The organism is uncultured Haliea sp. (assembly GCF_963973825.1).
Classification (GTDB): Bacteria; Pseudomonadota; Gammaproteobacteria; order Pseudomonadales; family Halieaceae; genus Haliea.
Genome location: NZ_CAXBAE010000011.1, coordinates 112,298 through 137,979 on the forward strand (window position 1 = coordinate 112,298; position 25,682 = coordinate 137,979).

22 protein-coding genes are annotated in these 25,682 nt (G+C 52.8%); 9 read left to right on the forward strand and 13 right to left on the reverse strand.

What is annotated here, in order from left to right:
- Positions 1 to 8 precede the first annotated feature (8 nt).
- On the forward strand, positions 9 to 1,028 hold the full coding sequence (gene epmB, locus AACZ17_RS13325; RefSeq protein ID WP_290741962.1) for an EF-P beta-lysylation protein EpmB: 1,020 nt from the start codon (positions 9 to 11) through the stop codon (positions 1,026 to 1,028).
- A gap of 64 nt (positions 1,029 to 1,092) precedes the next feature.
- Complete coding sequence (locus AACZ17_RS13330; RefSeq protein WP_290741964.1) at positions 1,093 to 1,602, forward strand: nuclear transport factor 2 family protein; 510 nt, start codon at positions 1,093 to 1,095, stop codon at positions 1,600 to 1,602.
- A gap of 3 nt (positions 1,603 to 1,605) precedes the next feature.
- Here AACZ17_RS13330 and AACZ17_RS13335 read toward each other — a convergent pair whose 3' ends face one another.
- The 3 genes from AACZ17_RS13335 to AACZ17_RS13345 all read right to left on the reverse strand — a co-directional run bounded on the left by AACZ17_RS13335 (position 1,606) and on the right by AACZ17_RS13345 (position 4,865).
- On the reverse strand, positions 1,606 to 2,820 hold the full coding sequence (locus AACZ17_RS13335) for a cytochrome P450 (protein WP_290741966.1): 1,215 nt from the start codon (positions 2,818 to 2,820) through the stop codon (positions 1,606 to 1,608).
- A gap of 44 nt (positions 2,821 to 2,864) precedes the next feature.
- Positions 2,865 to 3,227 carry a DUF3127 domain-containing protein gene (locus AACZ17_RS13340; RefSeq protein WP_290741968.1) on the reverse strand — a complete coding sequence of 121 codons (363 nt, stop codon included), beginning with the start codon at positions 3,225 to 3,227 and terminating at the stop codon, positions 2,865 to 2,867.
- Between the two features lie 189 nt (positions 3,228 to 3,416).
- Complete coding sequence (locus AACZ17_RS13345; protein WP_290741970.1) at positions 3,417 to 4,865, reverse strand: class I adenylate-forming enzyme family protein; 1,449 nt, start codon at positions 4,863 to 4,865, stop codon at positions 3,417 to 3,419.
- Between the two features lie 113 nt (positions 4,866 to 4,978).
- Between AACZ17_RS13345 and AACZ17_RS13350 the strand changes: the two genes are divergently transcribed.
- The 3 genes from AACZ17_RS13350 (at position 4,979) to AACZ17_RS13360 (ending at position 8,206) form a co-directional block, all read left to right on the forward strand.
- Entirely contained in the window at positions 4,979 to 6,151 is a 1,173-nt protein-coding gene (locus AACZ17_RS13350; protein ID WP_290741972.1) for a cytochrome P450, read from the forward strand.
- 461 nt (positions 6,152 to 6,612) lie between these two features.
- On the forward strand, positions 6,613 to 6,945 hold the full coding sequence (locus AACZ17_RS13355; protein ID WP_290741974.1) for a helix-turn-helix transcriptional regulator: 333 nt from the start codon (positions 6,613 to 6,615) through the stop codon (positions 6,943 to 6,945).
- Positions 6,938 to 8,206: a type II toxin-antitoxin system HipA family toxin gene (locus tag AACZ17_RS13360; RefSeq protein WP_290741976.1), complete on the forward strand. Its 1,269-nt coding sequence runs from the start codon at positions 6,938 to 6,940 to the stop codon at positions 8,204 to 8,206. Before AACZ17_RS13355 ends, AACZ17_RS13360 begins: the two co-directional genes overlap by 8 nt.
- A 130-nt stretch (positions 8,207 to 8,336) precedes the next feature.
- Here AACZ17_RS13360 and AACZ17_RS13365 read toward each other — a convergent pair whose 3' ends face one another.
- The gene (locus tag AACZ17_RS13365; RefSeq protein WP_290741979.1) at positions 8,337 to 8,960 is read right to left on the reverse strand and encodes a PEP-CTERM sorting domain-containing protein; all 624 of its coding nucleotides are present in this window, start codon (positions 8,958 to 8,960) and stop codon (positions 8,337 to 8,339) included.
- 558 nt (positions 8,961 to 9,518) lie between these two features.
- Between AACZ17_RS13365 and AACZ17_RS13370 the strand changes: the two genes are divergently transcribed.
- Entirely contained in the window at positions 9,519 to 10,685 is a 1,167-nt protein-coding gene (locus AACZ17_RS13370; RefSeq protein ID WP_290741982.1) for an IS481 family transposase, read from the forward strand.
- 685 nt (positions 10,686 to 11,370) lie between these two features.
- On the opposite strand, the gene AACZ17_RS13375 is transcribed toward AACZ17_RS13370, so the two are convergent.
- A complete protein-coding gene (locus AACZ17_RS13375; protein ID WP_290741985.1) occupies positions 11,371 to 12,333 on the reverse strand; it encodes a zincin-like metallopeptidase domain-containing protein in 963 nt (320 codons plus the stop codon).
- A 124-nt stretch (positions 12,334 to 12,457) separates the two neighbouring features.
- Positions 12,458 to 12,985 (reverse strand): DNA repair protein RadC, encoded by a 528-nt coding sequence (gene radC, locus AACZ17_RS13380; protein WP_290741988.1) that lies wholly within the window; start codon positions 12,983 to 12,985, stop codon positions 12,458 to 12,460.
- Positions 12,986 to 13,165: 180 nt separating this feature from the next.
- Here radC and AACZ17_RS13385 point away from each other — a divergent pair, with 180 nt between their 5' ends.
- Positions 13,166 to 13,834 carry an FRG domain-containing protein gene (locus tag AACZ17_RS13385; RefSeq protein ID WP_290741992.1) on the forward strand — a complete coding sequence of 223 codons (669 nt, stop codon included), beginning with the start codon at positions 13,166 to 13,168 and terminating at the stop codon, positions 13,832 to 13,834.
- A 158-nt stretch (positions 13,835 to 13,992) separates the two neighbouring features.
- Here AACZ17_RS13385 and AACZ17_RS13390 read toward each other — a convergent pair whose 3' ends face one another.
- From AACZ17_RS13390 to AACZ17_RS13420, 7 genes are all read right to left on the reverse strand, one after another.
- The gene (locus tag AACZ17_RS13390; RefSeq protein ID WP_290741995.1) at positions 13,993 to 15,705 is read right to left on the reverse strand and encodes a hypothetical protein; all 1,713 of its coding nucleotides are present in this window, start codon (positions 15,703 to 15,705) and stop codon (positions 13,993 to 13,995) included.
- Positions 15,706 to 15,756: 51 nt separating this feature from the next.
- The gene (locus tag AACZ17_RS13395; RefSeq protein WP_290741998.1) at positions 15,757 to 16,827 is read right to left on the reverse strand and encodes a dsDNA nuclease domain-containing protein; all 1,071 of its coding nucleotides are present in this window, start codon (positions 16,825 to 16,827) and stop codon (positions 15,757 to 15,759) included.
- Between the two features lie 146 nt (positions 16,828 to 16,973).
- Positions 16,974 to 17,402: an EcoRII N-terminal effector-binding domain-containing protein gene (locus AACZ17_RS13400; RefSeq protein WP_290742001.1), complete on the reverse strand. Its 429-nt coding sequence runs from the start codon at positions 17,400 to 17,402 to the stop codon at positions 16,974 to 16,976.
- Positions 17,403 to 17,405: 3 nt separating this feature from the next.
- Positions 17,406 to 19,226, reverse strand: a complete 1,821-nt coding sequence (locus AACZ17_RS13405) for a DEAD/DEAH box helicase (RefSeq protein WP_290742004.1) — start codon at positions 19,224 to 19,226, stop codon at positions 17,406 to 17,408.
- Positions 19,223 to 20,038, reverse strand: coding sequence for an HNH endonuclease (locus AACZ17_RS13410; protein ID WP_290742007.1), 816 nt, complete (start codon positions 20,036 to 20,038; stop codon positions 19,223 to 19,225). Before AACZ17_RS13410 ends, AACZ17_RS13405 begins: the two co-directional genes overlap by 4 nt.
- An 11-nt stretch (positions 20,039 to 20,049) precedes the next feature.
- Positions 20,050 to 21,693 (reverse strand): ATP-binding protein, encoded by a 1,644-nt coding sequence (locus AACZ17_RS13415; protein WP_290742011.1) that lies wholly within the window; start codon positions 21,691 to 21,693, stop codon positions 20,050 to 20,052.
- Between the two features lie 174 nt (positions 21,694 to 21,867).
- Entirely contained in the window at positions 21,868 to 23,073 is a 1,206-nt protein-coding gene (locus tag AACZ17_RS13420) for an ISL3 family transposase (protein WP_290742014.1), read from the reverse strand.
- 312 nt (positions 23,074 to 23,385) lie between these two features.
- Here AACZ17_RS13420 and dcm point away from each other — a divergent pair, with 312 nt between their 5' ends.
- Entirely contained in the window at positions 23,386 to 24,705 is a 1,320-nt protein-coding gene (gene dcm, locus AACZ17_RS13425) for a DNA (cytosine-5-)-methyltransferase (RefSeq protein WP_290742017.1), read from the forward strand.
- Positions 24,705 to 25,139 (forward strand): very short patch repair endonuclease, encoded by a 435-nt coding sequence (locus AACZ17_RS13430; protein ID WP_290742020.1) that lies wholly within the window; start codon positions 24,705 to 24,707, stop codon positions 25,137 to 25,139. Before dcm ends, AACZ17_RS13430 begins: the two co-directional genes overlap by 1 nt.
- Positions 25,140 to 25,682 lie beyond the last annotated feature (543 nt).

The following is a 25,682-nucleotide window of genomic DNA, read 5'->3' on the forward strand; positions in this document are numbered from 1 at the left end:
GGGATACCATGGCCGCACTGATACCGCTCACGACAGCCCAGCCCGCAGCTGACTGGCGCGCCGCGTTGCGCGACCTGGTGACATCGCCGGAAGCGCTCTGCGCACTGCTGGAGCTCTCGCCGGACGCCCTCGGCTGGAGCGCTGCGGCCATGCAGCAGTTCCCTTTGCGGGTGCCGCGTGGCTTCGTGGCGCGCATGCGGGCAGGAGACCCGCGCGACCCGCTGCTGCTGCAGGTGCTCGCCGGGGCCCAGGAAATGCAGCAGGTGGCGGGTTTCACAGCGGACCCCAACGGCGAGACCGGCCGCGCCAACCCCCACCCGGGCATCATTCACAAATACCGCGGCCGCGTCTTGCTGATTGTCACCGGCAGCTGCGCCATCCACTGCCGTTACTGCTTTCGCCGGCATTTCCCCTACGCCGACAACCAGAATGGCCGCAATGACTGGCCCGAGGCACTGGCCTACATCGCTGCAGACGACAGCATCAGCGAAGTCATCCTGAGCGGTGGCGACCCGCTGATGGCCAGCGACCAGCAACTCACCGAACTGGTGCAGCAGGTCGCGGGCATCCCTCACGTGCAGCGCCTGCGGGTACACACACGCCTGCCGGTGGTCATCCCCGAGCGCGTAACGGACGACTTGTTGCGGGCGCTCACCCCACCGCGACTGCAAAGTACCCTGGTGGTCCACACCAACCACGCCCATGAAATCGATACCGGGGTCGCAGCGGCCTTCCGCAAGGTACGCGGGGCCGACATCACACTGCTCAATCAGACGGTACTGCTGGCCGGCATCAACGATTCAGTCGATGCCCAGGTCGCACTGAGCGAGCGTCTGTTTGCGGCTGGTGCACTGCCTTACTACCTGCACCTGCTCGACCGGGTGAGCGGCGCGGCGCATTTCGACGTGCCTGCGGACCAGGCTCGCAGCCTGCACCGCGAGATGGCCGCGCGGCTGCCCGGCTACCTGTTGCCGAGACTGGTTCAGGAAATTGCCGGAGCACCGTCAAAAGTTGCGGTCGACGGCTGAGGGGACTTACAGCGGCGGGCGCCTGCGGTAAGCTGCAGCGCATAGTTACCCGGAGGAGCACACCATGGCTGTCGACAGCGCCGATGCGCAGGACGCACTGCAGACCCTGTTGGACAAGCAGGCCATTCGCGAACTCAAATACCGCTACCTGAATGCCTGTGACGACAAATCACCCGAGCAGGTGACAGCCTGTTTCGCGCCTGGCCCGGTGAACATCAATTTCGGCCATATCGGGCAGTTCGCCAACCGCGAGGACTTTGTTGCAGTGTTTGTCGCCCTGGGCTGTCACGAGCACATCGTCGACATGCACCACGCGGAGAACATGCTGGTCGAGATTACCGGGGCCGACACCGCGCGCGCGCGGGTGGGGCTGCGTTTCCACAGCATCAACACACAGGACAAGACCACCGTGCAACTCGGCGGCTTCTACGAGGATGAATACCGCCGCATTGACGGCGAGTGGCTGATCAGCGCCAGCACCTTCAACGTGCGCTCTGCCCTCATCACCGACTACGCCAGTGGCAGCGACACCGTAGTGTGGGCGGCCAACTACATGCCGCCGCAGTCCGCCTGAGTATCATCCCGCCGGCAGGACCGCATCGAACCGCACCGGCAGCTCCCTGACGCCCCGCAACACCGCGCCCTGCGGTCCGGGCTGGGCCGGATCTGCCAGGCGCAGCCCCGACAGGCGGCCCAGCAGGGCGCCCAGCGACACTTCGATCTCCGCGCGTGCCAGGTGTGAACCCAGGCAGAAATGCGGGCCTCCACCAAACGTGACGGACTTGTGGTGCGCGCCGCGGTCCAGCCGGAAGGTGTCGGCATCGGCAAACACCGCCGGGTCGCGATTCGCCGTGGCATTGCCGTAGAGCAGCGCCGAATCGGCCGGTATGGTGACGCCTGCCACGGTGATTTGCCGCTCCGTATAGCGCGGCTGCAGGCACACCGCTCCATACAGCCGCAAACCCTCATCCACTGCGGCCGCATGCAGGGCGGGGTCGGCCAACAAGCTCGCGCGCAAGGCCTCATCCCGCAACACCGCCCAGAGCAGGCTTCCCAGTGACAGGTAGGTGGTATCCGCTCCGGCGGGGAAAATCAGCCGCACGAAGGAGAAAATCTCCTCATCCGACAAGCGCTTGCCCTCCACGTCAGCGGCCGCCAGCAGGGAGAGCAGGTCGTCCCGCGGCTGCGCGCGGCGCTGCTGCACAATCGGCGCCAGGTAGTCCGTGATCGCCGCCCGGGCCTCCAGCGCTAGTGACGGGTTCCACGGGAACTGGAACAGACCATCAAGCCACTGGTGCAGCTCGGGCTCATCTTCCACCGGAATGCCGAGCAAGCCGGTAATCACCTTGAACGGGTAACGGTGGGTGTAGGCGGACACCAGATCCACCCCGGAACAACCCCGAAGACTGTCGATCAACTCATCCGCGAGCGGCCGCAGCAGGGTGTCTATACGGCGGCGAATGGCGCCCGGGTGAAAGGCGCCCGAAACCAGCAATCGGTTAACCCGATGTTCATCCCCTTCCATACACAACAGGGTTTTGCCCTGGGCGGGTTCCGAGTGCCGGCGATAGGCCGGCGCAGCGGGCACACCAGACTCATTGCGGTACAGTGCCGACACGTCCTCGTGGCGCAGGATGATCCAGGCCGTTGCGCCGAGATAATTGACGGGCACCACGCGACGCCCGGCATCACGCAGGGCAGCCATGCGCTGGTGGAAGTCCGGCAATGGGTCAGTCGCGAAATCGATCTCCGGATAAACCCGCTCAACGGCGGACTGGGTGTCGGTGCGCATACTGTTATTCTCCCCGGAGGCGGCACCCCGCTATCATGCGCCGGTCAGAACGGAATGTCGTCATCGCTGTAGCCGGGATCACCCGCCTGCTGGGGAAACCCGGCAGACTCAGTGGCGGGCGGCGGCGCTGACGCTGCTGCACCTGCGGCGCTGATTTTCCACCCTTGCAGGTTGTTGAAATACCGCCCGTTGTACTCCCGACCGCGGATGTCAAACGTCACCGTGACTTCCTGGCCGGGCTGCAGCCCCTCAAGCAGGCTGATCTTGTCCTGCACGAACTCCAGGCTGATGTCCTGGGGGTATTTGCCGTCCTCCACCGTCACCACCATTTCGCGCTTGGTAAAGCCGCTGTTGAAGGTCTGGGGTTCCTGGATGAGCTTGATCTTGCCGGTGAGGTCGTAGGCCACGCGTGTGGATCTCCTTGTATCGGGTGGGCCACTCCGGCGCCACGCCACCTGCCACGGCGTGCTCGGGCAGTGAGGGCGGGGACCGGAATGTAAACATGCCCAGTCTAGTGGGGCGCGGTCAGGATGTGTAGGGCGGGAGCCGAATTGATCGCCGAGGGCACCGGCCGCTGCTGCTGCCGACGACTGGCGTTACGCTGGAAAAAGCAGCGATTTCAGTCGTTTGCGGTCTATCTTGCTGGTGCCGGACTGGGTGCGAGGAAAGGTGTCCAGCAGTGCGAAGCGCACCTCACCCCACTGGGAGAACTCCTGCCCGACGTGGTCCAGCCGGTCGCGGCTGGGCAGCTCGGCCGCCTCCATGGCAATCACCACTTCCGGCTCACCCGATGCCGTGACACCTGCAAACAGGCACACGTAATTCACCTGCAGAACGTTCTGCAGGTTCGCCTCAATGGGCGCCACCGCGAGTTTCTGCCCGGCGAGGATCACCACATCGGCAGTGCGGCCCAGAATGCGGAATGCGCCGTCTTCGCGCTGTATGGCCTGGTCACCCGGGTAGAAATAGCCCTCGCGGAACGCCGCGCGGGTGGCCTCCGGGTCATCCATGTAGCCACTGGCATCCAGCCCGGTCAGCTTGATGCGCAATCGACCCTCCTCGTTGACCGCACACACCTGCCCCGATGCATTTTCCACTTCGACCACCCGGGCCCCGGTCGAGACCATCCAGCTGAGATCCGCCGGCAGGGCGTAGTCATGCCAGAGAACCCCGAGGCCCACTTCCGTGCAACCGTAGGAATTGAACACATCGAAGTGCTCACGCAAAGTGCCAACGACCCTGGCTGATACGAAACCGCCGCTCATATAGAGAATCGGGCGGGCGCCCGTTTGGATCGCCATCTGCGCCAGACTCTCGCACTCGCTCAGCCGCAAGGCCATGTCCGGGAGCAGTGTTGCCCGCGTAACGCCGCTGCGTACAAAGGGCTCTACCCAGTCACTGCGCTGATCCAGAATGGCTGTGCCGCCAACATGCCACACCGAGGAGGGCGCCTTGTAGCCGTTACCCGTCCACAGGCCGAAGCCCAAGGCGTGGTACCGCGTGCTGCTGTCATAGGCCTGGAAATCACAGCGCTCCCTGTCTGATTCGCGTTGCACGCGCGCGGGCACAAACACCTTCTTGTACTTGCCTGATGTTCCCGAGGTGAAGAGGATATGCCCACAGTCGTCAACGTCCTCCGCCAGCGGTGGGGCTTCGAAAGCGAGCGCGTCGTCAAATACGGGCTTGCCAAGGGTCAGCACGGGCGCCAGCTCACAGGGCTCCACCGTGCCCGTTTTTTCGCCACACACCACAACGCCCAGCAGAGGCGTGATCTCCAGCGACGCCAGCACCTCCAGCGACGCAACACAGATCGTCGTATACCCCTGCGCCTGCAGCGCCAGAGTCGCCACCCAACAGTCGGCCAGGTTGTGCACCATCACCGCAACCGTCCCCCTGGACTGCGGAAGGACTCCAGCGAGCTCACCGGCCGCCCGGGCAATGGCTCCGGCAAACGCGTAATAGGAAATCGCGTGGTCGTTGTGGATGATGGCGGGTGCGGACGGTGTGCGTGCGGCGAAATCGAAGATGTATTGCGCGATAAACATAAAACGTCCCGGCGGCGGCCTTGTGACTGATTTCCCCATGATACACCGTCATATGGCCGACGGCGGGGAACGCTGCTACTGTGACACGCACCGCCCAGCGGGGAGGATTCGGTATGACCGCAGCCAGCATCCATGATTTTGCCCATGAGGACCTTCCCGGAGATGCGCTGCACACCGCCTTGCGCGATGCACGGGAACGGGGCCCCCTGAGCCCTGCACTGTTCGGCGGTCAACCCGCGTTCCTGATCAGCAGCCACGCGGCACTGGCCGAGGCCTTTCGCGACAACACCCGCTTCCCACCTGCCGATGCCTACCGCATCACCATCGAGCCCGTGCAGGGCGTCACGTTCCAGACCATGGAGGGGGAGCAACACCGGCTGTATCGCCGACTGGCGACACCGGCGTTTCAGTCCCGCGTGGTGGAAGCCATGGAGCAGGAGGGGCTGGCCCGCATCGCCCACGAACTCATCGACCGTCTGGGCGGGCAACGCAGTGCCGATTTCGCCCAGGCGTTCACACACCGCGTAGCCTTTGCCGTCATCAGCCGCATGCTGGGCATCCCCACCGACCGGGAGGATGTTTTCCGCGACTGGGCCGTGGGCTTCCTCGAGTTTCCTCGGGACCCGATGCGCTCGCGCGCCTGCGCAGAGCACATTACCCAGTATCTCCTGCCGATTCTGGCGCAGCGCAGACGGGAGCCTCGAGAGGACATTCTTTCCGGGCTGGTGCTGGCTGAAGTGGAGGGGCGCACACTCACCGATGAGGAAATTCTCGCCCACATTCGCCTGCTGTTCAGCGCCGGGGCATCCACCACCACCGATGCGCTGGGCAATCTGGTCTACACCCTGCTGGCCGACCCGGCACGCTGGCAGGCGTTACTGACCGAACCAGGGCTGCGCACCGGCGCCATCGAAGAGCTGCTGCGCTGGGAAACGCCGGTGGCGGTGCTGCCGCGGCTATCGGCACCCCACCCCATCGAATTCCACGGCACGGAGATTCCTCCTGCCACATTCTGTCTGTTCGCCATCGCGGCAGCCAACCGCGACCCAGCGGTGTTCGAGCAACCCGACGTGTTCGATATGCACAGGGACAGCAGCAAGAAGCTGCTCAGCTTCGGGCCGGGGCCACGCCTGTGCCCGGGCATGCACCTGGCGCGCCGACAGCTCGCCGTGGCGCTGGACGTCATTCTGGAACGCCTGCCGGGCCTGCACCTGCTCCACCCACAGGACGCCGTACCGAGGGGCGCGATTCTACGTGGGCCGGCGCCGTTGCGGGTGGGCTGGTAGGCGCGCTCGATATCGATGTACTTATCTTTAAGCATCACGACGCACAACTGTGCGCTTAGCGCCATCGTGTTCTCAATGTGATTCTTGAGTGGGTTGATAACGTTCATGTCTCTTCACTGACACATCCGTAAATGAACCCTCATAGCATCAAAGGCCCACTTCATGGACGTCTACAGAAAAGCCGTTCCCCGCTGAGACAGCGGTGTTTTTTGTGAATTTGGAAATCGATATCCCATAGCATCTATGAGCAGGATTGGGAAATCAGCAATAAGCAATCCGGGCTGGCGAAAGCACTACCACGAAATGATCTCGCCCAAGAAAGCAAGCTATAAGTTGCATTCCAAGAGCGAGTGACCTTAATCTCCCACCAAGCAACTCTTAAATTGCTTTTAATATCTAAGCAGCTAATATCTTGCTATATCAATTTTTAGCAACAAATTTATTGCTTGAAAGGAGGCCAAATGGGCGCGATTCATGAGCAGATGAAAGCACGACGCAAGGCCCTCGGTCTGAAGCAGGAGGACATGGAGCTGCGGGTGGGGATGTCACGCCAGCAATACCAATACCTGGAGTCCAAGGGCAACCCCCGCCTGGACACGCTGGAACTGATCGCCAAGGGCCTGAAAATGGAAGTCATGCTGGTGCCACAGGAAAAACTGCGGGACATAGCGGATATCCTGGCAGGCAAGAAGAAAATTGGCAGCGAGCTCAGGGTGACCGCAACAGGTTCGACAATTGAGCCCTCGCCAGAGGACGACCCCTGGCGCGGCCTACTGGGGGATCACGATGACTGATGGAGAGACCGTCAGCGTACTGGAACTGGCTCTCCACGGGGTCACGCTGGGCTATCTGGCGGGCTATCGGGATGGGCAGACCATCCTGACCTTTACGCCCGAGTTTGCCGCCGATGAAGCCCGTCCGACGTTTAGTCTGATTACGCACCCGGCTTTCCCCACGGCACAGGAAATCATGGCCAAACCCTGGGTCAGGCAGCAGAAGCTGCATCCGGTGCTCTCCAACCTGTTGCCCGAGGGCGCATTGCGAGAGTACCTCGCACAAGCACTCAAAACCCATACAGAAAATGAATTCGAGCTCTTCACCTATCTGGGTCAGGACTTGCCCGGTGCGCTGATCGCTACCGGTATCGAGCCTGACGACGTTCCCAATTACGTCCTGAACGATTCAGCGAGGGCCAACGCGGTGAAACCTCTCGCGCCGAAAGAGAAGAAGCGGTTTTCGCTGGCCGGGGTACAGATGAAGTTCTCTATGCGCGAACAGGATGGACGCTACCAGATCGCCGAATCGGGGGCGCTGGGGGACTGGATCATCAAAACACCCTCCACAACGCACAAGCATGTTCCTCTGAATGAATACACGGCGATGCATCTGGCCCAACTTGCGGGTGTCAGCATCCCCGACATCCGCCTGGTCGAGATGGATAAGCTGGAGCAGCTCCCTGCCATCAATCTGCCCAATGAACACTATGCCTTCGCCATTCGGCGCTTTGATCGACATGAGGGTAACCGCATCCACATGGAGGATTTCGCCCAGATACTGGTGAAATACCCGCAGGAGAAATACCGCTCCGCCAACTACCAGCAGATCGGAAAAATCCTGTATCGCTACGCTGAGGATGGACTGGGCGATGTGCAGCAATTTGCTCGAAGATTACTGGTGAATATCCTGCTCGCCAATGGCGATGCCCATTTGAAGAACTGGAGCGTGATTTATCCCGACACCGTTACACCAGTCCTCTCTCCCGCCTATGATATCGTGACGACTCGCGTCTACATGGGTGACGAACAGGAGTTCGCGCTGAACCTGGGCAAGGGTCGGGACTGGTATCAAGCGACAATGGAACAGTTCGAGTATTGGGCCGGTAAAGCCGATATACCCTGGCGTGCTATCCGGCCTCACTTGCTGGAAACCATGGCCAAAGCACGCGACCAGTGGCCGGATGCCCTCAACGAATTACCGATGGACTCGCGGCACAAAGCACAACTGAAAGAACACTGGCGTAATCTACATCCTGACTTTCAGATAGCGACCCCCTAGCCAATAGATATTGGTTTCGGTCACCTGGCTTGTCAGTTTCCTGGATTATTTTCCTACCCTTCACCGCCAACCGGAAATTACAGGCATAAAAAAGCCTGCACTGGGCAGGCTTTTTCAGCAGGTACTCCAGTTAAGCCGACTTACGCCGCGACCAGCCAAGACCTGCCAAACCGAGACCGATGAGAGCCAGGGTCGCTGGCGCCGGCACCACGTTTACCGAAACGTTATCCAGTTGGACCCGGGTTCCGGCTGACGGGTTGGTTTCTTGCAGAAAAAAATCAATTTGGGCATTGTTGAATCCACCACTGAAATCAACATCGGAAACGAGGACCGTACTCTTGAAGCTTATGGTATTACCGAAATCAGCGACTTCGCTGCTCTCACCAACAAGTAGGCTACTTACGAACCCATTCCCGAGCTGAAAGTAGCCAAAAAAGACGGAGAAAAAGTCTGTCTGCTGCGGTTTGTTGATTTGCCACTGATAATCGAACGCAATTTCGACCGCTGTACTCGTGGTTGGCAGTTTAAACCCCTGGTTGAACTGAACCGTTCCTGGTGTGCCGGGGCGCCCTACGTGTGCTGTGCCGTTATCAAAAGTAACGCCGGAAGTCCCGCTTAGTACATTGATAGTCCAGCCGCTCAAATCAGTATCGAATGTGCCGTTAGTGATCAGGTTAGCCTGAGTTGCCGCAGCAACCCCCCCAAACATCAAAACACCAACAGCCGCATTACGAATGAGAACCTTCAAAGACATCTGTTTACCTCAATTTTCTGAATGCCAGGGGTGTTCGCAATACTCGCGCCAACCTGGTCTTTATTCCATTAAACCATGAAGTTAGCGCAAATCCTCAATGCGCAGCACAGGCGGGTTGTAAAATTTACTGACAGCGTTCGCGCAGCAGATGCGCCCCGTAATGGCGCATGTCCGGTTCTGGGCGCGCGCTGTCGTTGGCCTGGAGCGTAAACTCATTACCTCGATCAGGCGATAGTAGAAAGCACGGTTTTTGCAGGCCGACATGTGGGGATTAGGGAGATTGCTGAGAAGGTTTGCCTGACCGGGAAGCCGGACCCCAGCTTCCTGGAATATGATCCAGGCTTTTTTGACCAAACCGAGAACAGGGTGGAGCCAGTGGGTGTGAACCCCTTTGCTCCAAAAGTGTTACCCATGTCCTCGGAATAAAGTGCAACCTATGTGACCGGAATGCACCGATTGAGCTTCCCGACACATAGGTGCCACTTTATTCCGGGCACATAGGTTACACAATTAGGCATTTGGGGGGAGCCTCAGATGCCCTGGAAAGAGTGTAATCATATGGATGAGCGTCTCAGATTTGTGGCCCGCCTGTTGGATGGCGAGAAAATGGCCGTCATGTGCCGGGAGTTCGGGATCTCCCGCAAAACCGGGTACAAGATATTCAATCGTTACAAAGACACCGGTATTCAAGGGCTGGAGGACAGGGCCCGCAGCCCCTACCGGCACCCGAACAAAACGCCTTTTCAGGTGGAAAAAGCAATCCTGAAAATCAAACGGGAACATAAAACCTGGGGCGCTCCCAAGATCCGGGACAAGTTGATCAAGGAGTTCCCGGTGATCCAGCCGCCGGCTCCCAGCACCATCCATGCGATTCTCGATCGACACGGACTGGTCAAACGCCGCAAGCGCAGGCGCCACAAAGCCCAGGGCACAAGCCTCAGCATCGCCCTGAGCCCCAATGCCCTGTGGTGTACTGACTACAAGGGCCAGTTCCTGCTGGGCAACAAACAGTACTGCTATCCCCTGACAATCACCGACCAGCGCTCGCGCTATCTGCTGGCCTGTGAGAGCCTGGAATCCACCAAGGAAAGCGGCGCATTCCCGGTATTTGAGCGGGTATTTAAGGAGTTCGGTTTGCCAGCTGCTATTCGCTCTGACAATGGCGTGCCGTTCTCCAGTCCCCATGCCCTGTTTGGCCTGAGCCGGCTCTCGGTCTGGTGGCTACGCCTGGGAATCGGTATCGAACGGATCAAACCGGGCAACCCCCAGGAGAACGGCCGACATGAGCGTATGCACCTGACCCTCAAGAATGAGGCCACCAAGCCGCCCAGTTATAACTTCTTGCAGCAGCAAGCGCGCTTTGATGACTTCATAGAGGGTTACAACAACGACCGACCCCACCAGGCGCTTGAAGGCCGGTATCCTGCTGAAGTGTATACACCCTCAGCCCGGGAATACTTCCACCCGGAACCGCCTGAGTACCCGTTTCATGACCGTACGATCCGGGTCACCCAGTGTGGGCGGATATGCATAGGCAGCCGCAAAGTGAACTTCAGTACCGTGTTTGCGGGCCAGTATGTAGGGATTAGAGAGATCGCTGACGAGATCTGGCTTGTCAGTTTTATGGATTATGATCTAGGCTTTTTTGACCAGACCGAGAACAGGGTGGAGCCAGTGGGTGTGAACCACTTTGCTCCAAAAGTGTTACCCATGTCCTCGGAATAAAGTGCAACCTATGTGACCGGAATGCACCGATGGATAAATGGTCGTGTGAGAGGACTCGAATAGCAGTCCTATCATCTTGTTTTCTAAGGTTTTAGTGTAATTCGACTACTGGTAATACCGACAAATATACCGTCATATTATTTTTTTATTAAGGTTCGAATCCGATATAACGGATCTGACACCTGAAAACGCACCTGCAATTAACGGGTTCTGACACCCCGCCTGTTCTTTCTCAGAAGCGGCAGAAGAACGTACCACACTCCCAGAGCAAGAATCGCAGTAATCAGTATCTCGGATAAGTGGACGTAAAGCCAGACCAGGAATCCGATCTTGCAGGCCCAGCTAAGCATGGTCCAGATCCGGTCCATTCTAGAGCGCGGTTTGATGACACGGACGTTCCTTTTACGACGGAATTTGAAAAAGGTCATGATTTGATCCTCATTGGTTGGTCGTCGGTAATGACTGCCTCCATCCACAGGAGGCCGTAGGGGGTTGAATCGAAGAGATAGGGAAGACGGAAGGCTTTTGACCTTCACCGTCACCGCTGAAGGCAGTAGCTGGCTTCCCGGTGTTAACGGGTTATGAGAAACCTGCAGGAATTACAGGGCTCGTCAGGAATGACTTGCCTGTTCAGCCAGCTATTGACTGAAGTGGTTCCATTGCGGAGTGCCACGGAGACAACTGATCAGATTGTGCCTGGTTGATTACTACCGGGGTTGGGGATTGGCACATTCCGGAGAGGTTGTGCCGTAGAGTTATCCTGAAGGTCATTGAGGTAGGCCACGGCTTCAGAGGCTCTGGCCGAGGCCCAGAAGACCGCCTTTACATCGTTGCTCAGAACTTTGATCCAGTTGGCCAGGTAATCAGCATGGTCTTGCCGGGGAGCAGGACTGATATTGAGCTGTGCACATAGAAAAGCTGCACCCAGCTCCGCTATTAGTTCCTCCATCGCATAGGCCTCATTTCCGAAGCGTCCCGAGAGATCCCTATTGCAGCGTTTCTCATTCCCGGTCCAGTGAGTCAGCTCATGCAGCAACGTGCTGTAGTAGCTTTCTGTGGGGCTACTGGTATCCGTCCCAATGAAGCTCTCCGGATCGGGAATGGCAATGTAGTCATTCTTCGGGGAGTAGTAGGCACTGGCTCCTCCAGTTCTGATATCGGCGCAGGTAGTGGATATGAAATGATCCACACCGTGCAACGGATCAACGGGATTAGTAATCTCCGGGACTGGGGTTTCCAGCAAGTCATCCAGCCCAGTGACTTGATCAGCGTTGAATACAGAAGCCGTCCTGATGAGAACCTTGAGTCTGGGATTGTCACCGGAAATGCTGTCAGTGCTTGAATTCACCTCTGCTTCCGGCAATGGCTTGTAGATCACAACAGGAGAAGCCTTCTGGCCCTTGCGGACCTGTGCTCCCATCGCATGCCACTGCTTGTATGTCGCCCACCTATTAGACAAATAGCCCTTGTCCAGAGCACTGGCCCATAGAGACAGGATATTGATGCCGTTGTAGGTACTGCGTGTATACGCATTGGACGGTAAACCCAGATCGGGAGCATTCCAGGGCAACTGGAAATCTCTGGAGTTCTCCATTGCTGAAATGATCTGATTGGTAATCTTCTCGTGTACTGTGGATTGGATAGTCATCTTTGATTCCTCGTAAAGTAATCAGGCACAGGCAGGCCTCAGCCCGACGCTGTGCCGAAAAAGTGATCAGATTGTGTTGAGTACTACTTGGAGATGGGGCTAATAGAGGAGGGAGCGAACAGTCTTACAGGAGTCCTCTCTCAGCGAAGGAAACAGAATCCGTGCCTCCAATCACGATATGATCGACCACACGGATATCGACTAACCTCAATGCCTCGGTCAGTCTTTGAGTGATGCGGATATCGGCTGTACTCGGTTCAGGTACGCCAGATGGATGAGGATGAGAAAAGATCACTGCAGCGGCATTGATCTGCAGACACCGTTTAACTACTTCTCTGGGATAGACAGCGGCTCCATCAATGGTGCCTCTGAACATCTCTTCGTAGTGCAGCACCCGATGCTGGCTGTCCAGAAAGACAACACTGAAGACTTCGTGGTCACGGTTGGCCAGCTTGACCTGAAGGTATCTCCTGACTGCATTCGGGGAAGAGAGAGTATCTGGTCTCAGGTACTTCTCTTCCAGAAGCTGCAACATCAGGTTGTACACATCATCGAGTGAGGCAGGCTCGGACAGTTGGTACTTCCCATTGCCTGACTTGATCAGGTTAGGTTCGTTGCCAGAAGAAGTATTCGGTTTAGAATGTATAGTCATTGGTCATGGCTCCTTTAATAAATGAAGGTGTGCCATGTGCGCAAAAAGCAACGGGGGGGTCGTTTCCGAGGGGCACCCCCTTAATCACTGGTGCGCACATAGGCACCAGGAGCCGAGCTAAAAGCTCAGACAATTGACTGCAAAATCAATGGGAAAGTCAGAAATACTGGACACCTCATCATGGAAGAGTATTTAGTCGAGTCATTTAGCGAGTTTCATGGAGTTATAGAATCTATTAGAGGAAAGCAGAATACGATCTGCAGAGGACTCAAAAGCGTTGATTATGAGTTGAAGCCAAGCGTTGGTCGATTTAAGCCCGCCAATCCAAGAGCTAAGCATACGTCGATGGAGAAAAAGCTACTCACTCTCTTCAAAGAGTCAGCACTACCTCATATTTCATACAGACCGGAAAATGACTGGGAGTGGCTCGCCGTGGCTCAACATCATGGGTTGCCCACACGACTCATGGACTGGAGTTACAATCCCCTCTCTGCTGCATACTTTGCAGTTGAAGAGGAACATGATGGCGATAGCGCTGTATATATATTCTGGGGAGCCTCAACGGTGAGCGATTTCAAAGGTAACCCACTGGATATAAATAAGGTGGTAAGGTACCGGCCACCCCACGTCACACCAAGAATTGCGGCCCAAGCCGGCTTATTTACTGTTCACCCAAACCCCGAAGATGCATTTTCTCATAAATCAATGTTCAGGATTATCATCAGAAGAAAAGCGCGCAGAGAAATAAAGCGTACATTAAACAAATACGGGATAAGCCGAAGGCACTTGTTTCCCGGGCTGGATGGCATCGCTCACGATCTAAAGTGGCTTCAGACGTCTGGCTACTAGTTACTTAACCCTGAGCCAGACATGACCAAACATTTTGAACGAAGCAGTGCGTTTCTTAGGAGCCGCACATCATACTCCCCGAGACCCTCAAACTATTGCCGCAAAAGAATTCTTGACATTTTCTCCATATATTCTGCTCTAAAATTCAAGTTGCAAGGTTAAGAAAACACAGATTCAAACCGCTCCCGGACTTCGTGGAACCTACTTTTACTAAAAAGCTGCTCTTTATCAAGAGTAATAACATTTGCGTATTGCGCAAACGGTTTAAGGGCCTGATTGTCCATAGCGCAGAGGAAAATTTGACCATCTCCTAACTTATCTTCTGTTAGAACGGAGATAATACTTTCGTAGTTTATATCTGACTGTTCGTGCTGATTTGGTGTATCGATAATGAGAGGAGCTCTAACGCATGAGCCATGCTTTCTCATATGTGAATACAAAGCCAAATAATAAGCCAGTACAGCGCGCGAGTTATGCGCGGCACCACCATTATCATACACTTTGTTGTAGTCCGTAGGTTTGTTGATTCTAGATAAGTTGACACGCGTTGCGTTAAGGTCATTGATGTATGTGACCATAAGCTCGGTAAAGTCCGAATCTAACTTCTCGCGTTCATTCCTGTTTAGAAGTTTTCTCTGACGACCTTTCAGGTTTTTTAAGGTATTGGAGTACCTTTTAGCATCAGAATGCTTGTCATGCAGTACAACACTAACCCTTTGCTTTACCTGTCGCGACGAAATAGTGTCTATCAAGTTGGTATAATCTTGGCCAATACCTTCTTTTGAATACTTGCCTTCGATGTAGTCAATTTCCTGTCGAACAGAATTTAACCTGGACTCGGTTTCGTTAAGTGCAGTCAGGGTAGATCGGTACTCAATCTGCAGATCGTCTGCTTGGGACTTAAGCTTTTGCTCATCAGCCAGCAGGCTTGAACGACTAATAACTGAATTATCATGTTCTGTGCCACAGACTGGACACTCGAGGTGATCTGTTTCTAGATTCTCTACTGAGAAAATGTAATCGAGCTCAATCTCGTTTGCAGCATGCCGAGCATATCCAAGCTGGTTGAGGAGGTACTGTTCCTCACCTCGAAGTTCAGATAGCTTCTGAAGCAACAATTCTTGCTCATTGCAGAGTGCGGCCAAGTCTATGTCAATTTCCGACTTCGCCGCCTCAAAGAACTCATCCGAAAAGTCGACATTAGATTCAACAAAGTATTTATTTACAACTGCGAGTGCATTATCGATACGTTCTATTTCAAAGTTATTTTCAGTTTCCAATACTTTTGCATCATATATAGACTCTTCTATCTGAAAGTGTTCGTCAGAGAGGTAGCCAGCATGATATTTTATGATTGTCTTTTGCCAATTTGCGTACTGACCTAGATTTTTAAACCCGGCCCAAGGATGTGACCACGTTTTCTTTTGATCCAAATAGTACGGCAAGAAATAGTATGCAGGTGGTGGCGTTTCTAGCCGAGGCACCTCTCCTTCTTTTGGACGCGCCGGCAGCAATGCGTTAAATCGCACAATCTCGGAAAATACATCTGAATACTCGCCTGTTACTCGTGTATATTTTTTGTATTCGCCATCACCTTTTTTCAAATATAGTTGATCTTTGTACCGCGCTACAGAATAACGAATATCGTCAACAGTAAAGTCTACAATTCCTTTACAGTCGATCGATATCCAATCATCATCGAACGATGGCTCACAGCCGAGAACCCAAAGAATTGATTTAACTAGTGACGATTTTCCAACGTCATTATCTACGCCGGTTATTAGATTCAATCTCGGCTGAAACTCGAACCGCCCCCCTAATTCTTTCGAACTGGACAGGAGTTCTAGCTGGTTGAATCTTAAGCTCTTCATATCTCAACGTCCTCAAATTGCGGATAAGCAGTTTATAGCGCTCAAGATTTCTTAATTCAGTAACATCCGACATATCACTGCTCCTCTTATGTCATTGGCGTTGCCCAGTGCTTGCTTCGTCTTCTCAGAGAGCTCACTTTCAATGAACTCAATAGCATCGATTGTTGCCGAAAAGGACAAATCCTCTGCACTCGACACTTTGTCACATATCTGTTGGTCGATAGCCATTGTTGCCGGGTCCCGTGATGCTATTGCTCTTGTATAATATCGCTCAACACACTTCCACAAGTTCTTTTTCTGTATAAACGGGATCGCAAGCTCTGCAGCGAGTAGATCGAAATTTGATCTTAAATCGACTTTACGATCATCAACCGCGAACTGGTTAATTACCCTGTCAACTGTAACGCTGGTTAGCCCTTTTTTCTCAACCAGGTCTTCCCATTTCTTGTAATCATAGGAGACCATACCTTTCCGATGTAATTCATCTACGAGAGTTCTATAAACGTAGACTGGCATCGATTTGCTCATCGGATATATGTGATCGATGAGTGATGCAATCCTACCGACAACAGCGTCTTGTATCCCCACGCTTGCAAGATTTGGCAATATGAAATTCAGCTTATCAATAAGCTTCAAATCGATCTTTCCTGAAGTTACATGTTTTTTAATTTCCGATATGGATTCTTCGGTAAGATCTGTGCATGCTAGAACCTCAACTTTCAGATTCGGATTTTTAAGTGGAAATTTAAATCCACATGTAGCGACAAGATTAATAACATCGACGTCATCAATAAACTGCTTTTCTGATACCGAACGCAACATTTTTAGCAGTATTGAATCTTTTCCTGCCTTGGAAGACATTACTCCATTCAGCGTGATCCCTGCACTCGAAAACTCTTTTACTTGACTGAATTCAAACTTAACTTTGTTGCCATCTAGCGAATTACCGACCACTACATCTTCATGAAGCTCGACAAATACGATGTACTCTTGCCGCTTGAGATGCTGCTCTATTAATCTGCACAACGCCCAATGATATTGATACTCATATTTTCCAAAAGTTTGAGATCCAGCTGTCTCACGCTGGGGGTCAAAAAGGGGATTGTCTGATTTCTTTGGCATCTTGTATTCAATTTTTTGAGGCAGTCACTTCATCGATCTCTAATTGGATAGATATACAATTCCATGATTAGCTACGCTCTATTGGTAAGGCCCTGCCATGAAAGCCCAAGAACTCCCGGTTTATATTTTCTATCAACAATCATGAACTAAAAAACCGGCTTCCAACCAGCAAGGACAATTGGCGCAGGATCATTAATAGATTCGTGGTTATCCACAGATTCCAAGTGTAGCTTGAAATATGTCTCTCTTTCCGTGGATGTAAAAACAAGAGAATCACCAGATTCCGCGCTCCATTTCGAAAAAAACTTTGTCAAATGGGTCAATCGATACTCGTTACGAGTACTTTTCGGTGGGTCAAAGGTTTTTCCATTATAGTAAATGTATCTTAGCTCCCATTCATCGCCGTCCGGATCGATACACGTTATCCACGCATCCGGATTAAAGAGATCTGGATCAAGCCTCGGGAAGAAACTCAATAAATCTTCATCTTTCTTGGGAACTGCAATACCAGCTTGGTGACCACCAGTTTCGCCGGTATCATTCTTGGTGAGTACTTTCTTGTATGATTTACTCATATTCTAGGGCTCAACAGACAGTGCTTTATCCAGGTCATTGTTGTCTCGAGTACTAATTGGAATTGCTGAGTTACCCAATTCTCGCTTCCACTGGCTTCTCTCTATCATTGTTTCTTCTACCGTTCCAAGATAAAACAATCTGTATACTGTGACAGGATCTTCCTGCCCTCTTCTGTGAGCTCGCGCGGAGGCCTGCATTTCCAGCGCAGGGTTCCAATTAGGTGTGTAGTGAATTACCACTGTCGCTGCCGTAATGTTTAACCCAGCTCCCGCTGCCCTTGGGTTCAAAACCAGTACAGCAGGTCCGCTGGCGGACGAAAATTCATCTACTATCGCCTGCCTATCAGGCTGAGGCGTTGCTCCATTAATTGAGTTCCAGTAGTTGAATCTGACACCACTCTCACTAATCGCTCGCCGAATCAATTCACCACAGCGATTGTAAGTAGCGAAAATAAGAACCTTTTTGCCATTTTGGGCAGACTCTTTGAGAAGTTGAGCGCATAACTCCATTTTGGGTGTCAAGAGAGCATGATTGGAGTCCTCTGACAGTTCGGCTTCTTCTGCCCATGGATCTTCGTTGCTTGCCTGAACTCTTAACCAGGGATGTGCGCAGTGGATCGCGAGCTGTCCCACTGCCACGAGCCTCCCTGCTCGTCCATACTCTGAAATAACCTCGTCTCTGGTCTGACAATAGCTTCGGCTCAATTTTTCATCCATTTCTACAGGAAGATCGATATCTGTTCGGTCCGGCAGATCGTTGGCAACATCCCTAACCCGCCTCTTAAGGACTATCGTATCCGCCGACTCTCCAAGCTCTATGGCACCTTCTTCTGAATCTGGATATGTCGCAGAAAAGTCTTCTTTGGTACCAAAAATACCAGGCACAGCAATGTCTGCAAGTGACCACAAGTCTAATAGTGTGTTCTCTACAGGCGTACCCGTGACAGGAATAGCGTATTTCCGGGACAGCGTCGAAATCGCTATACGACGCTTGGATTCTGGATTCTTCAAGGCCTGAGCTTCGTCGCATATCAGATAGGTCCAGTCCACCCCCCTGAACATAGCAACGTCATTTACCAAAGTGTCATAAGTCGTTATAACAACTTCTGATCTCATGAGGTCTCGATAATAGCCCGTACGCTCACCGCCTCGGTGGATCTGTAAACGTATTGAAGGAGCAAACCTGTGGATCTCGCGATGCCAATTTGCTATCAGCGTGGTTGGACATACAATTAGAGCAGGACTTTCTTCCGAGGGTTCTTTCAATAAAAGCAGCGCGATTATCTGTAGGGTTTTCCCAAGACCCATCTCGTCAGCCAGTATTGCACCGCCTATAGATTCCAAAGCATCCAATAACCAGGCTACTCCTCTCTCCTGGTAGGGGTACAGAGTCGCGTTCAGTCCCTCGACGGCTTTTGGCAGTGCAACGTGCATCGACCGACTATTGGCTTTCTCTAGAACCTCAGCAGCCACACTGACTTCAATACCGTCAATTCCCTCCCTAAGCAGTCTAAGTACTTGGGGAAAGGTCAGATCCGAAGGAGTTTGTCCTGACATCGCGCTAGCAACTATCTCAGGACAGTCGTGAGGTAGTGGCTTGATACGAGCTCCGTCAAAAAGCCAATTATGTGACAGTGAAAGACAAGGGAGAAAAACTTCAGACCCGGATTTGATGATATTGGAACCGAGTGAAGCAGAAAATTTAGTGTCTACCCGCTCAATTCGTAATACCGGATTGATCAGCCTGGTTGAAAACGGGAATCCAAGATTTGAAGCATCAAAATCTCGGTAGTCACGTTCTAGCCTCTCCAGCTCCCCATTCATGTGTGCAAAAGTTCCTTCAACTCAGCGGGTGTATAGGCTGGACGCCGCTTATGTATTGCTCTGTGGCAATTGGGGCATAGGGGTATTAGGTCTGTCTTTGGGTCATATGCCCTGGGTTGCTCTACTTCACTCAGGGGCTCAATATGGTGAACCTCAAGAATTGAGGGCATGTCCGACCCATATAGATCCGAAGGCTGGAATCCGCACACTCCACACTGATCTCCATGAATGGAAAGGCATAACAACCTGTTCCTAATGCTACGCTCTCGTTTCAGTGTTAAAGCATGACTAATCGAACCCTCTTCATCCGGCACAGCCTCTTCAGCCTCATTTCCCTTCTCTTCATACCCTACCAATTCTGCAACAGAGGCAACTATCGGTACCATAACGAGGTTTACGGTTTCAACAATGCTCTCTCGACTGATGCGTTCGGATATCTTCCTGGTTGCTTCAATTTTTAGATCCGAACTGATCTCCCAGTTCGGGCCAAATGGCTTTCCATTTATTCTGAGACCATACTCATGATCTAGCTGCTCAAAAAATGCATTTGCAAGCAGGAAGTCCTCACGGGAAGCATGCGATTTAGTATGCTCTACGCAAGCGGCGGCATACGCACCGAATTTGAATGTTATTACGAGTCGCTTGAGTCCGGTCGGCCTAATCGAGAATACTGGACCATTTCCCCTATTGTAATTTGCAAACCAGAAGATTAGACCCTTCCTCGCTTCGAGTGGATCCTTTGACCCCCGCATCTCCACACCGATCTTCTCTTCCAGCAGAGAAGCGATATCAGGTATGTACTGCTCATCCACAATGAATTACTTCAATCATCTGAAGAAGGGATTTCGAATGACCTGAGGAGTTTCTTGAGGTTACTCGATACCTCATCCCGTATGTCCTCCCACATAACAGCTAACTCTTCATCCGTATTTTTGTGCTCAGCTGCAGCTAGAGCCCAGAGAAGTAGATCAAGACCTTCAACTGACACTCCTGAATTACTTTGACTGTAGATTTTTATATAGAAGTCATGCTGCTTGTTCAGGTGAACTCCGGTTGAGTGGTTCGAGTCTGTCGCACTCGTCAAACAAGGTTCCCACAGGGCACCCGTAGAAATGGTATCTACTGGACTTACGTAAAGGTTATCCGGGGACACATTGCTCTCCACCGGAGTAAGGATTTTTATCCCGTGACCTTTGTTGTTCGAAACTACTGCGGTCCCGGTGTTTTCGTCTACCTGACTCGCAGTTACCTTATCGGTGTTTTTGGTTGCTGAAATGGTCTTGTTGGAATCGCTATGATTGATCCCACTGGTAACTTTAGTGGACTGCTTTCTACGGTATCGTCGATCAGCTTCTTTGTGGGCCGGCCCCAATAACTCCTTTAACGCATCTTCGAGCGCCGGATCCAGCAGGATTCGGCTCTTCTTCACATCGACCCGGAAAGCCTCATCAAGGTTATGATCAAAATCAAACTCTACTCGCAACAAAGACCAGTGCGGATCATCTGACCGCCATAAACCCAGATATCCACCGTAGTGAATTACACGGCCTTCCCGGTGTATGTAGAAGCCCTGCCCCCTATTGGATATTTTGGCGTACTTCCTGTTCTCCTCCGGCGTCATATCCTTCGCATGAGGAAGAATCCACGCCTTGATTGTCGCGTTGTGTACGGTACCGTCTTCCCTCTGTATAGCCAGCGTTGTCAACTTCTCTGGCAATACCTGCTCTGATTTCTCCGGGTAGAATGGATTCCAGTATTCGACCCTGGAACCGTTAACGTTGATATTCACAGTGCGGTGGTCTGTATCATCCGGATTCAGATACTTGTGGAATATGAGGGCGCAGTGTTCTGCAAGCTTCTGTCTTCTATTCTTGATGGCAGTCTGTTCTCTGGTGCCACCCGGTTCTTCGTAGACCTTACTGAGCAATCGATCACATTTTGACCAGATAACAAGTGTGCCTGATTCTCCGCAGAGCTCTTCGAAAATCTCTGTTTCGTCTTCAGAAATAGGCTCATCAAGCATTTCCCAAGAATTAGCATCAGCGACATGATCGAGATCCCAAGTCAGCTTCTGCAGCGGAACCGAAGCTCCATTCCGGGAAATTATCGAGTATTTCAAACAGACCGAGCTGGATGCCGTTTTTAATCCCAGTCCAAACTTTCCAAGGGAGGCAAGGTCCTCGCGAATTTTCGCGCCATATCGCATCGCATTCCAAAGCCCGTCGGAATCCATGCCGTGACCATCATCACCGAAATACACGAACTTTCTGCCATCGGCAGTAAGTTCGATATTTATATTGATATTATCTGCATTTGCTGCGATAGAGTTATCGATGATATCCGCTGCAGCGGTATAGAAGTCATACCCAGTGTCCCTCAATCCATGAATTAGCCGGGAAGGGTCAGGCTCGTTGATCATATCATCATGGAGACTGTTCTCATTTTCGCCGCTTGACTGGTAGTCCATATCCAAGTTACTCGCAGATCAATCTAAAATTGGGGTACAGCGTTGATAGCTGCTTTTGCAAATATACAAGGTTCGCGTATTTCCCAATTCCACTCAATAGAACCAGGTCACAAAATATGGTTCTTCGTCATTTCATGTGGATTTCAGGATCGAGCCCGCAGGGCTGGCAATCAGTTAGATCATGGTCATGAACGTCTCCGTGTTGCGATATCCCCGAGCTCTGGCACGCGCCGCCTGGAATATGCCATTCAAGCCTTCCAATCGCGCATTGGTATAGGTTGAGGTCCAGCGTTGAACCACTCGATCCACATGCGTCCTCAAGGTAGCCAGCGCTTTTCGCACGGGCTCCAGGGCTGGCGTGTCGCCAACCAGACAGGATGCCCAGTTCAGGTAGTGAGTGATCCGCCAGCGTGCGCCTCGCGGTGTTCTGGCCTTGCGTACCCATGCGAGCTTTTCCTTGATCCGCCAGGCCGTGGCCGTGTCGAGCCCCTGGTCGATAATCTCGGCCAGCGCGAGCAACTGGTTGTCGGTCAGGTGGCCCACCTGCCCCCGTTTGAGTACCGCCCAGCGCAGCTGCTTGGGCAACGGCTTTTCCTTCCCTTCCAGCTTGCGCACAGAGTCCACCGAGCGGGTAAAGACCTGCACGATATGGAACCAGTCCACCGTGATGGTCGCCTCCGGCAGGTGTTCCTTGACGCCATTGATAAAGGCCGGCGACATGTCACACACCACTTCGAGCACCTGCTGCGGGTCGCCACCGTGAGACTTCAGAAAGTCGGCAAATTGCTTCAGCGTCCCCTTGCCACGACCGGGTGTGACGAACAGCACCGGCTCCTTGCGCCGCTCCATGTCGATGAACACGGTAACGTAGTTGTGGCCGCGCTTACTGGCCGTCTCATCCAGGCCGATACCTCGAACGCTGCTCAGATCAAACTGCGAGATCGCCTGTGCGACATAGTGCTTCACGATACGCCACAGGCGCGTGTCGGTGATCTCCATCAGGCGCGCCGCAGCCAGCACCGGCATCTCCCGAACCAGAGCCAGTGCGGCCTGCTCGAACAACAGCGTGAAGGCGCTCCCCTTGCGCGCCCAGGGCACTTCCACCTGACGGACACCGTGGTCGGGGCACTTCACCCGAGGCACCGAGGCCGTGATGTAGCAGTGGTGCTGGAAGAAGTTGAGGTGCCACCAGCGCTTCTCCTGAAAATCATGGGCTGGACAGAGCGCGCCACATGTCGGACAGGGGTAGCGAGCACCGCGCTCACCGGCTACCTGCAGGTGCAGCTCGTGGGGCTGCGTCGAGGTATCCAGATGCTGATCAACCAGCTGCCAGGGTGGCTGAATGCCAATCCCCAGCAGCAGAATATCGTCGCTGCGCATGTTGCCATTCCTTGTCTTTCGGTGCGCGGTAGGATGCCCCAGCATGTGGTCTAATTCCACTCAGAGTGACGAGGAGCCCAAAATATGCGGTTGGGGCATGGAGGCGGGAGCCATATTCCAGGTGGTATTCGTCCGATTTCAAGCGAAGCGCACTAGTAGTCGCAGCTACGCCATACTGTGAATGACCCATCTGCCTGAATTTCATACACATCCGGGATTACCAAATAATTGGTGATTGACAGAAAGGGACATATGTGTGACTTTCTGTCACACTTTCATTCCTTCTTTGATTGCCAGGTAGACAGACCGCTCATGCCCAACCTGACCGATTACCAGCTGCTTTCAAAGGTGGCTTCCATCTATTCCCAGCAGGCGATTGCCGACCAAATTAATCATCCTCGTGAAGTCATCAATCGATGGTTAAAGGATCGCGTGGCACATCCAGAGCAGGATTGGCTCACTTACCTGGAGCGAATAAACCTTGAGGCCATGCTTCCAAAGCCGAATACTCAGGAAGAGCAGTTTACTTTCATAGACCTGTTTGCCGGTATTGGTGGAATCCGTCACGGATTTGAATCCGTTGGGGGAAAGTGCGTGTTCACAAGTGAGTACAATAAATACGCAGTGAAAACCTACCTCGCCAACTACCACTGCGATCATGACATCCAGGGGGATATTCGCGAGATAACTCAACCGGCAGGTATGTCAGACAAAAAGGCATATGCTCACATCCGGAAGTCCATTCCGGACCACGACGTCCTGCTCGCTGGCTTCCCCTGTCAGCCTTTTTCAATAGCGGGAGTATCCAAGAAGAATTCTCTAGGACGATCACACGGCTTCGAGTGCGATACGCAAGGCACTCTGTTTTTCGACGTTGCTCGGATCATCGACGCGAAGCGCCCTCTGGCGGTGATGCTTGAGAATGTCAAAAACCTGAAGAGCCACGACAGGGGGAAGACATTCAAAGTCATCATGAATACTCTGGATGAGCTTGGATATGACGTCGCTGATTCTGAGTACAACAATTCAGAAGCTGATCCGAAGATCATCAATGGGAAGCACTTTGTCCCTCAAAACAGGGAGCGGATAGTCATTGTTGCCTTCAGACGCGACCTTGATGTGATGAATGACCTTACTCTCAAGGACATAAAGAATTTCTATCCAAAGAGAGAACCCAAAGTAGGAGATATTCTCGAACCAGAGGGTTCTGTGGATGATAAGTATATCCTCACACCCAAGCTCTGGGCCTATTTGAAGAATTACGCTGAAAAGCATAGAAAGGCCGGAAACGGCTTCGGGTTTGGAAAAGTCACTGCAAATGACAGGTCTACGAGAACATTGTCCGCCAGGTACTACAAGGATGGCTCCGAAGCCCTCGTAGATCGCGGCCCCCGGAGGAGACCGCGAAGACTAACGCCCAGGGAATGCTCACGTCTTATGGGATTTGATCAACCAGGTGAGAGCACTTTCCGAATCCCCGTCTCCGATATGCAGGCCTATAAACAGTTCGGCAACAGCGTAGTGGTCCCCGTGTTTTCATCGGTGGCAAAGCTAATGCTGCCTTACATTATAAGAGCCAAGGCTGTAGCTGCTGGCGAAGTCCGAACAGGAGACTCCAAGAAGGTAGCCTGATGGCCGATGTAGTCTCACCCCGTAAGCGCAGCCAGATGATGGCTGGCATACGGGGCAAGGACACCAAACCGGAGCTAATAGTCAGACGGGAACTCTTCAAGAGGGGTTATCGTTATCGGCTGCACAAGAAGGGTTTGCCTGGGCGCCCGGATCTCGTATTTCCAAAATATCACGCCGTAATATTTGTTAATGGTTGCTTCTGGCATGGCCATGGGTGTCATTTGTTTAAATGGCCAAATACCAACAGAGAATTTTGGGAAGAAAAAATTCTTGGCAATAGAGCAAGAGACCTAAGAAACATCCGGCTTCTTCAGAAAGCCGGGTGGAGAGTACATACAGTCTGGGAGTGTTCACTTCGAGGAAAGAGCACAGAGGATATCTCGACTAGAATAGATCTAATAGAGGATTGGCTACATCTGAAAATACCTGCCTGATTATTTTTTTCAAATAGTGGGTGGACATTCAATCTTGTTTATCAGCTGATGGAAAACTTTTCAGCAGACTACACTTCTATTAGTTGATGATCTAAAAATGACAGTAATGACAATAATGACAAGTTATTTTAAGAACTGAATTATTAGAATACTCAAAATACTATCCTAACAACCTGTCACACCTGTCATGTCATCTATTTTTATTCAAGCAGTGGTCTTGGCACCACTGCGATTTATAATCTATACCCTCCAATTGGATAAGCTTTCTACAACTATAATTCCGTAGATGCATTAAATTATGTATTAAAGATGTGAATACTGTTACACGGTTTTCGATTCCCAATATTCCCCCTCAGCCTATTTGCTATGTCCCTGTGACAAGCTTCTCAATGCTTCGAGGATTCACCAGGAGAATGATTGGGATTCTTCAGGTGGTACACAGTCTATATATCCGGACGCTCACACTATGTTGATATTTGTCAGTACGGATCACTACTGTCCGGTTAACTATGCCCACGGTCCACGTAACTGCATGACCCCACT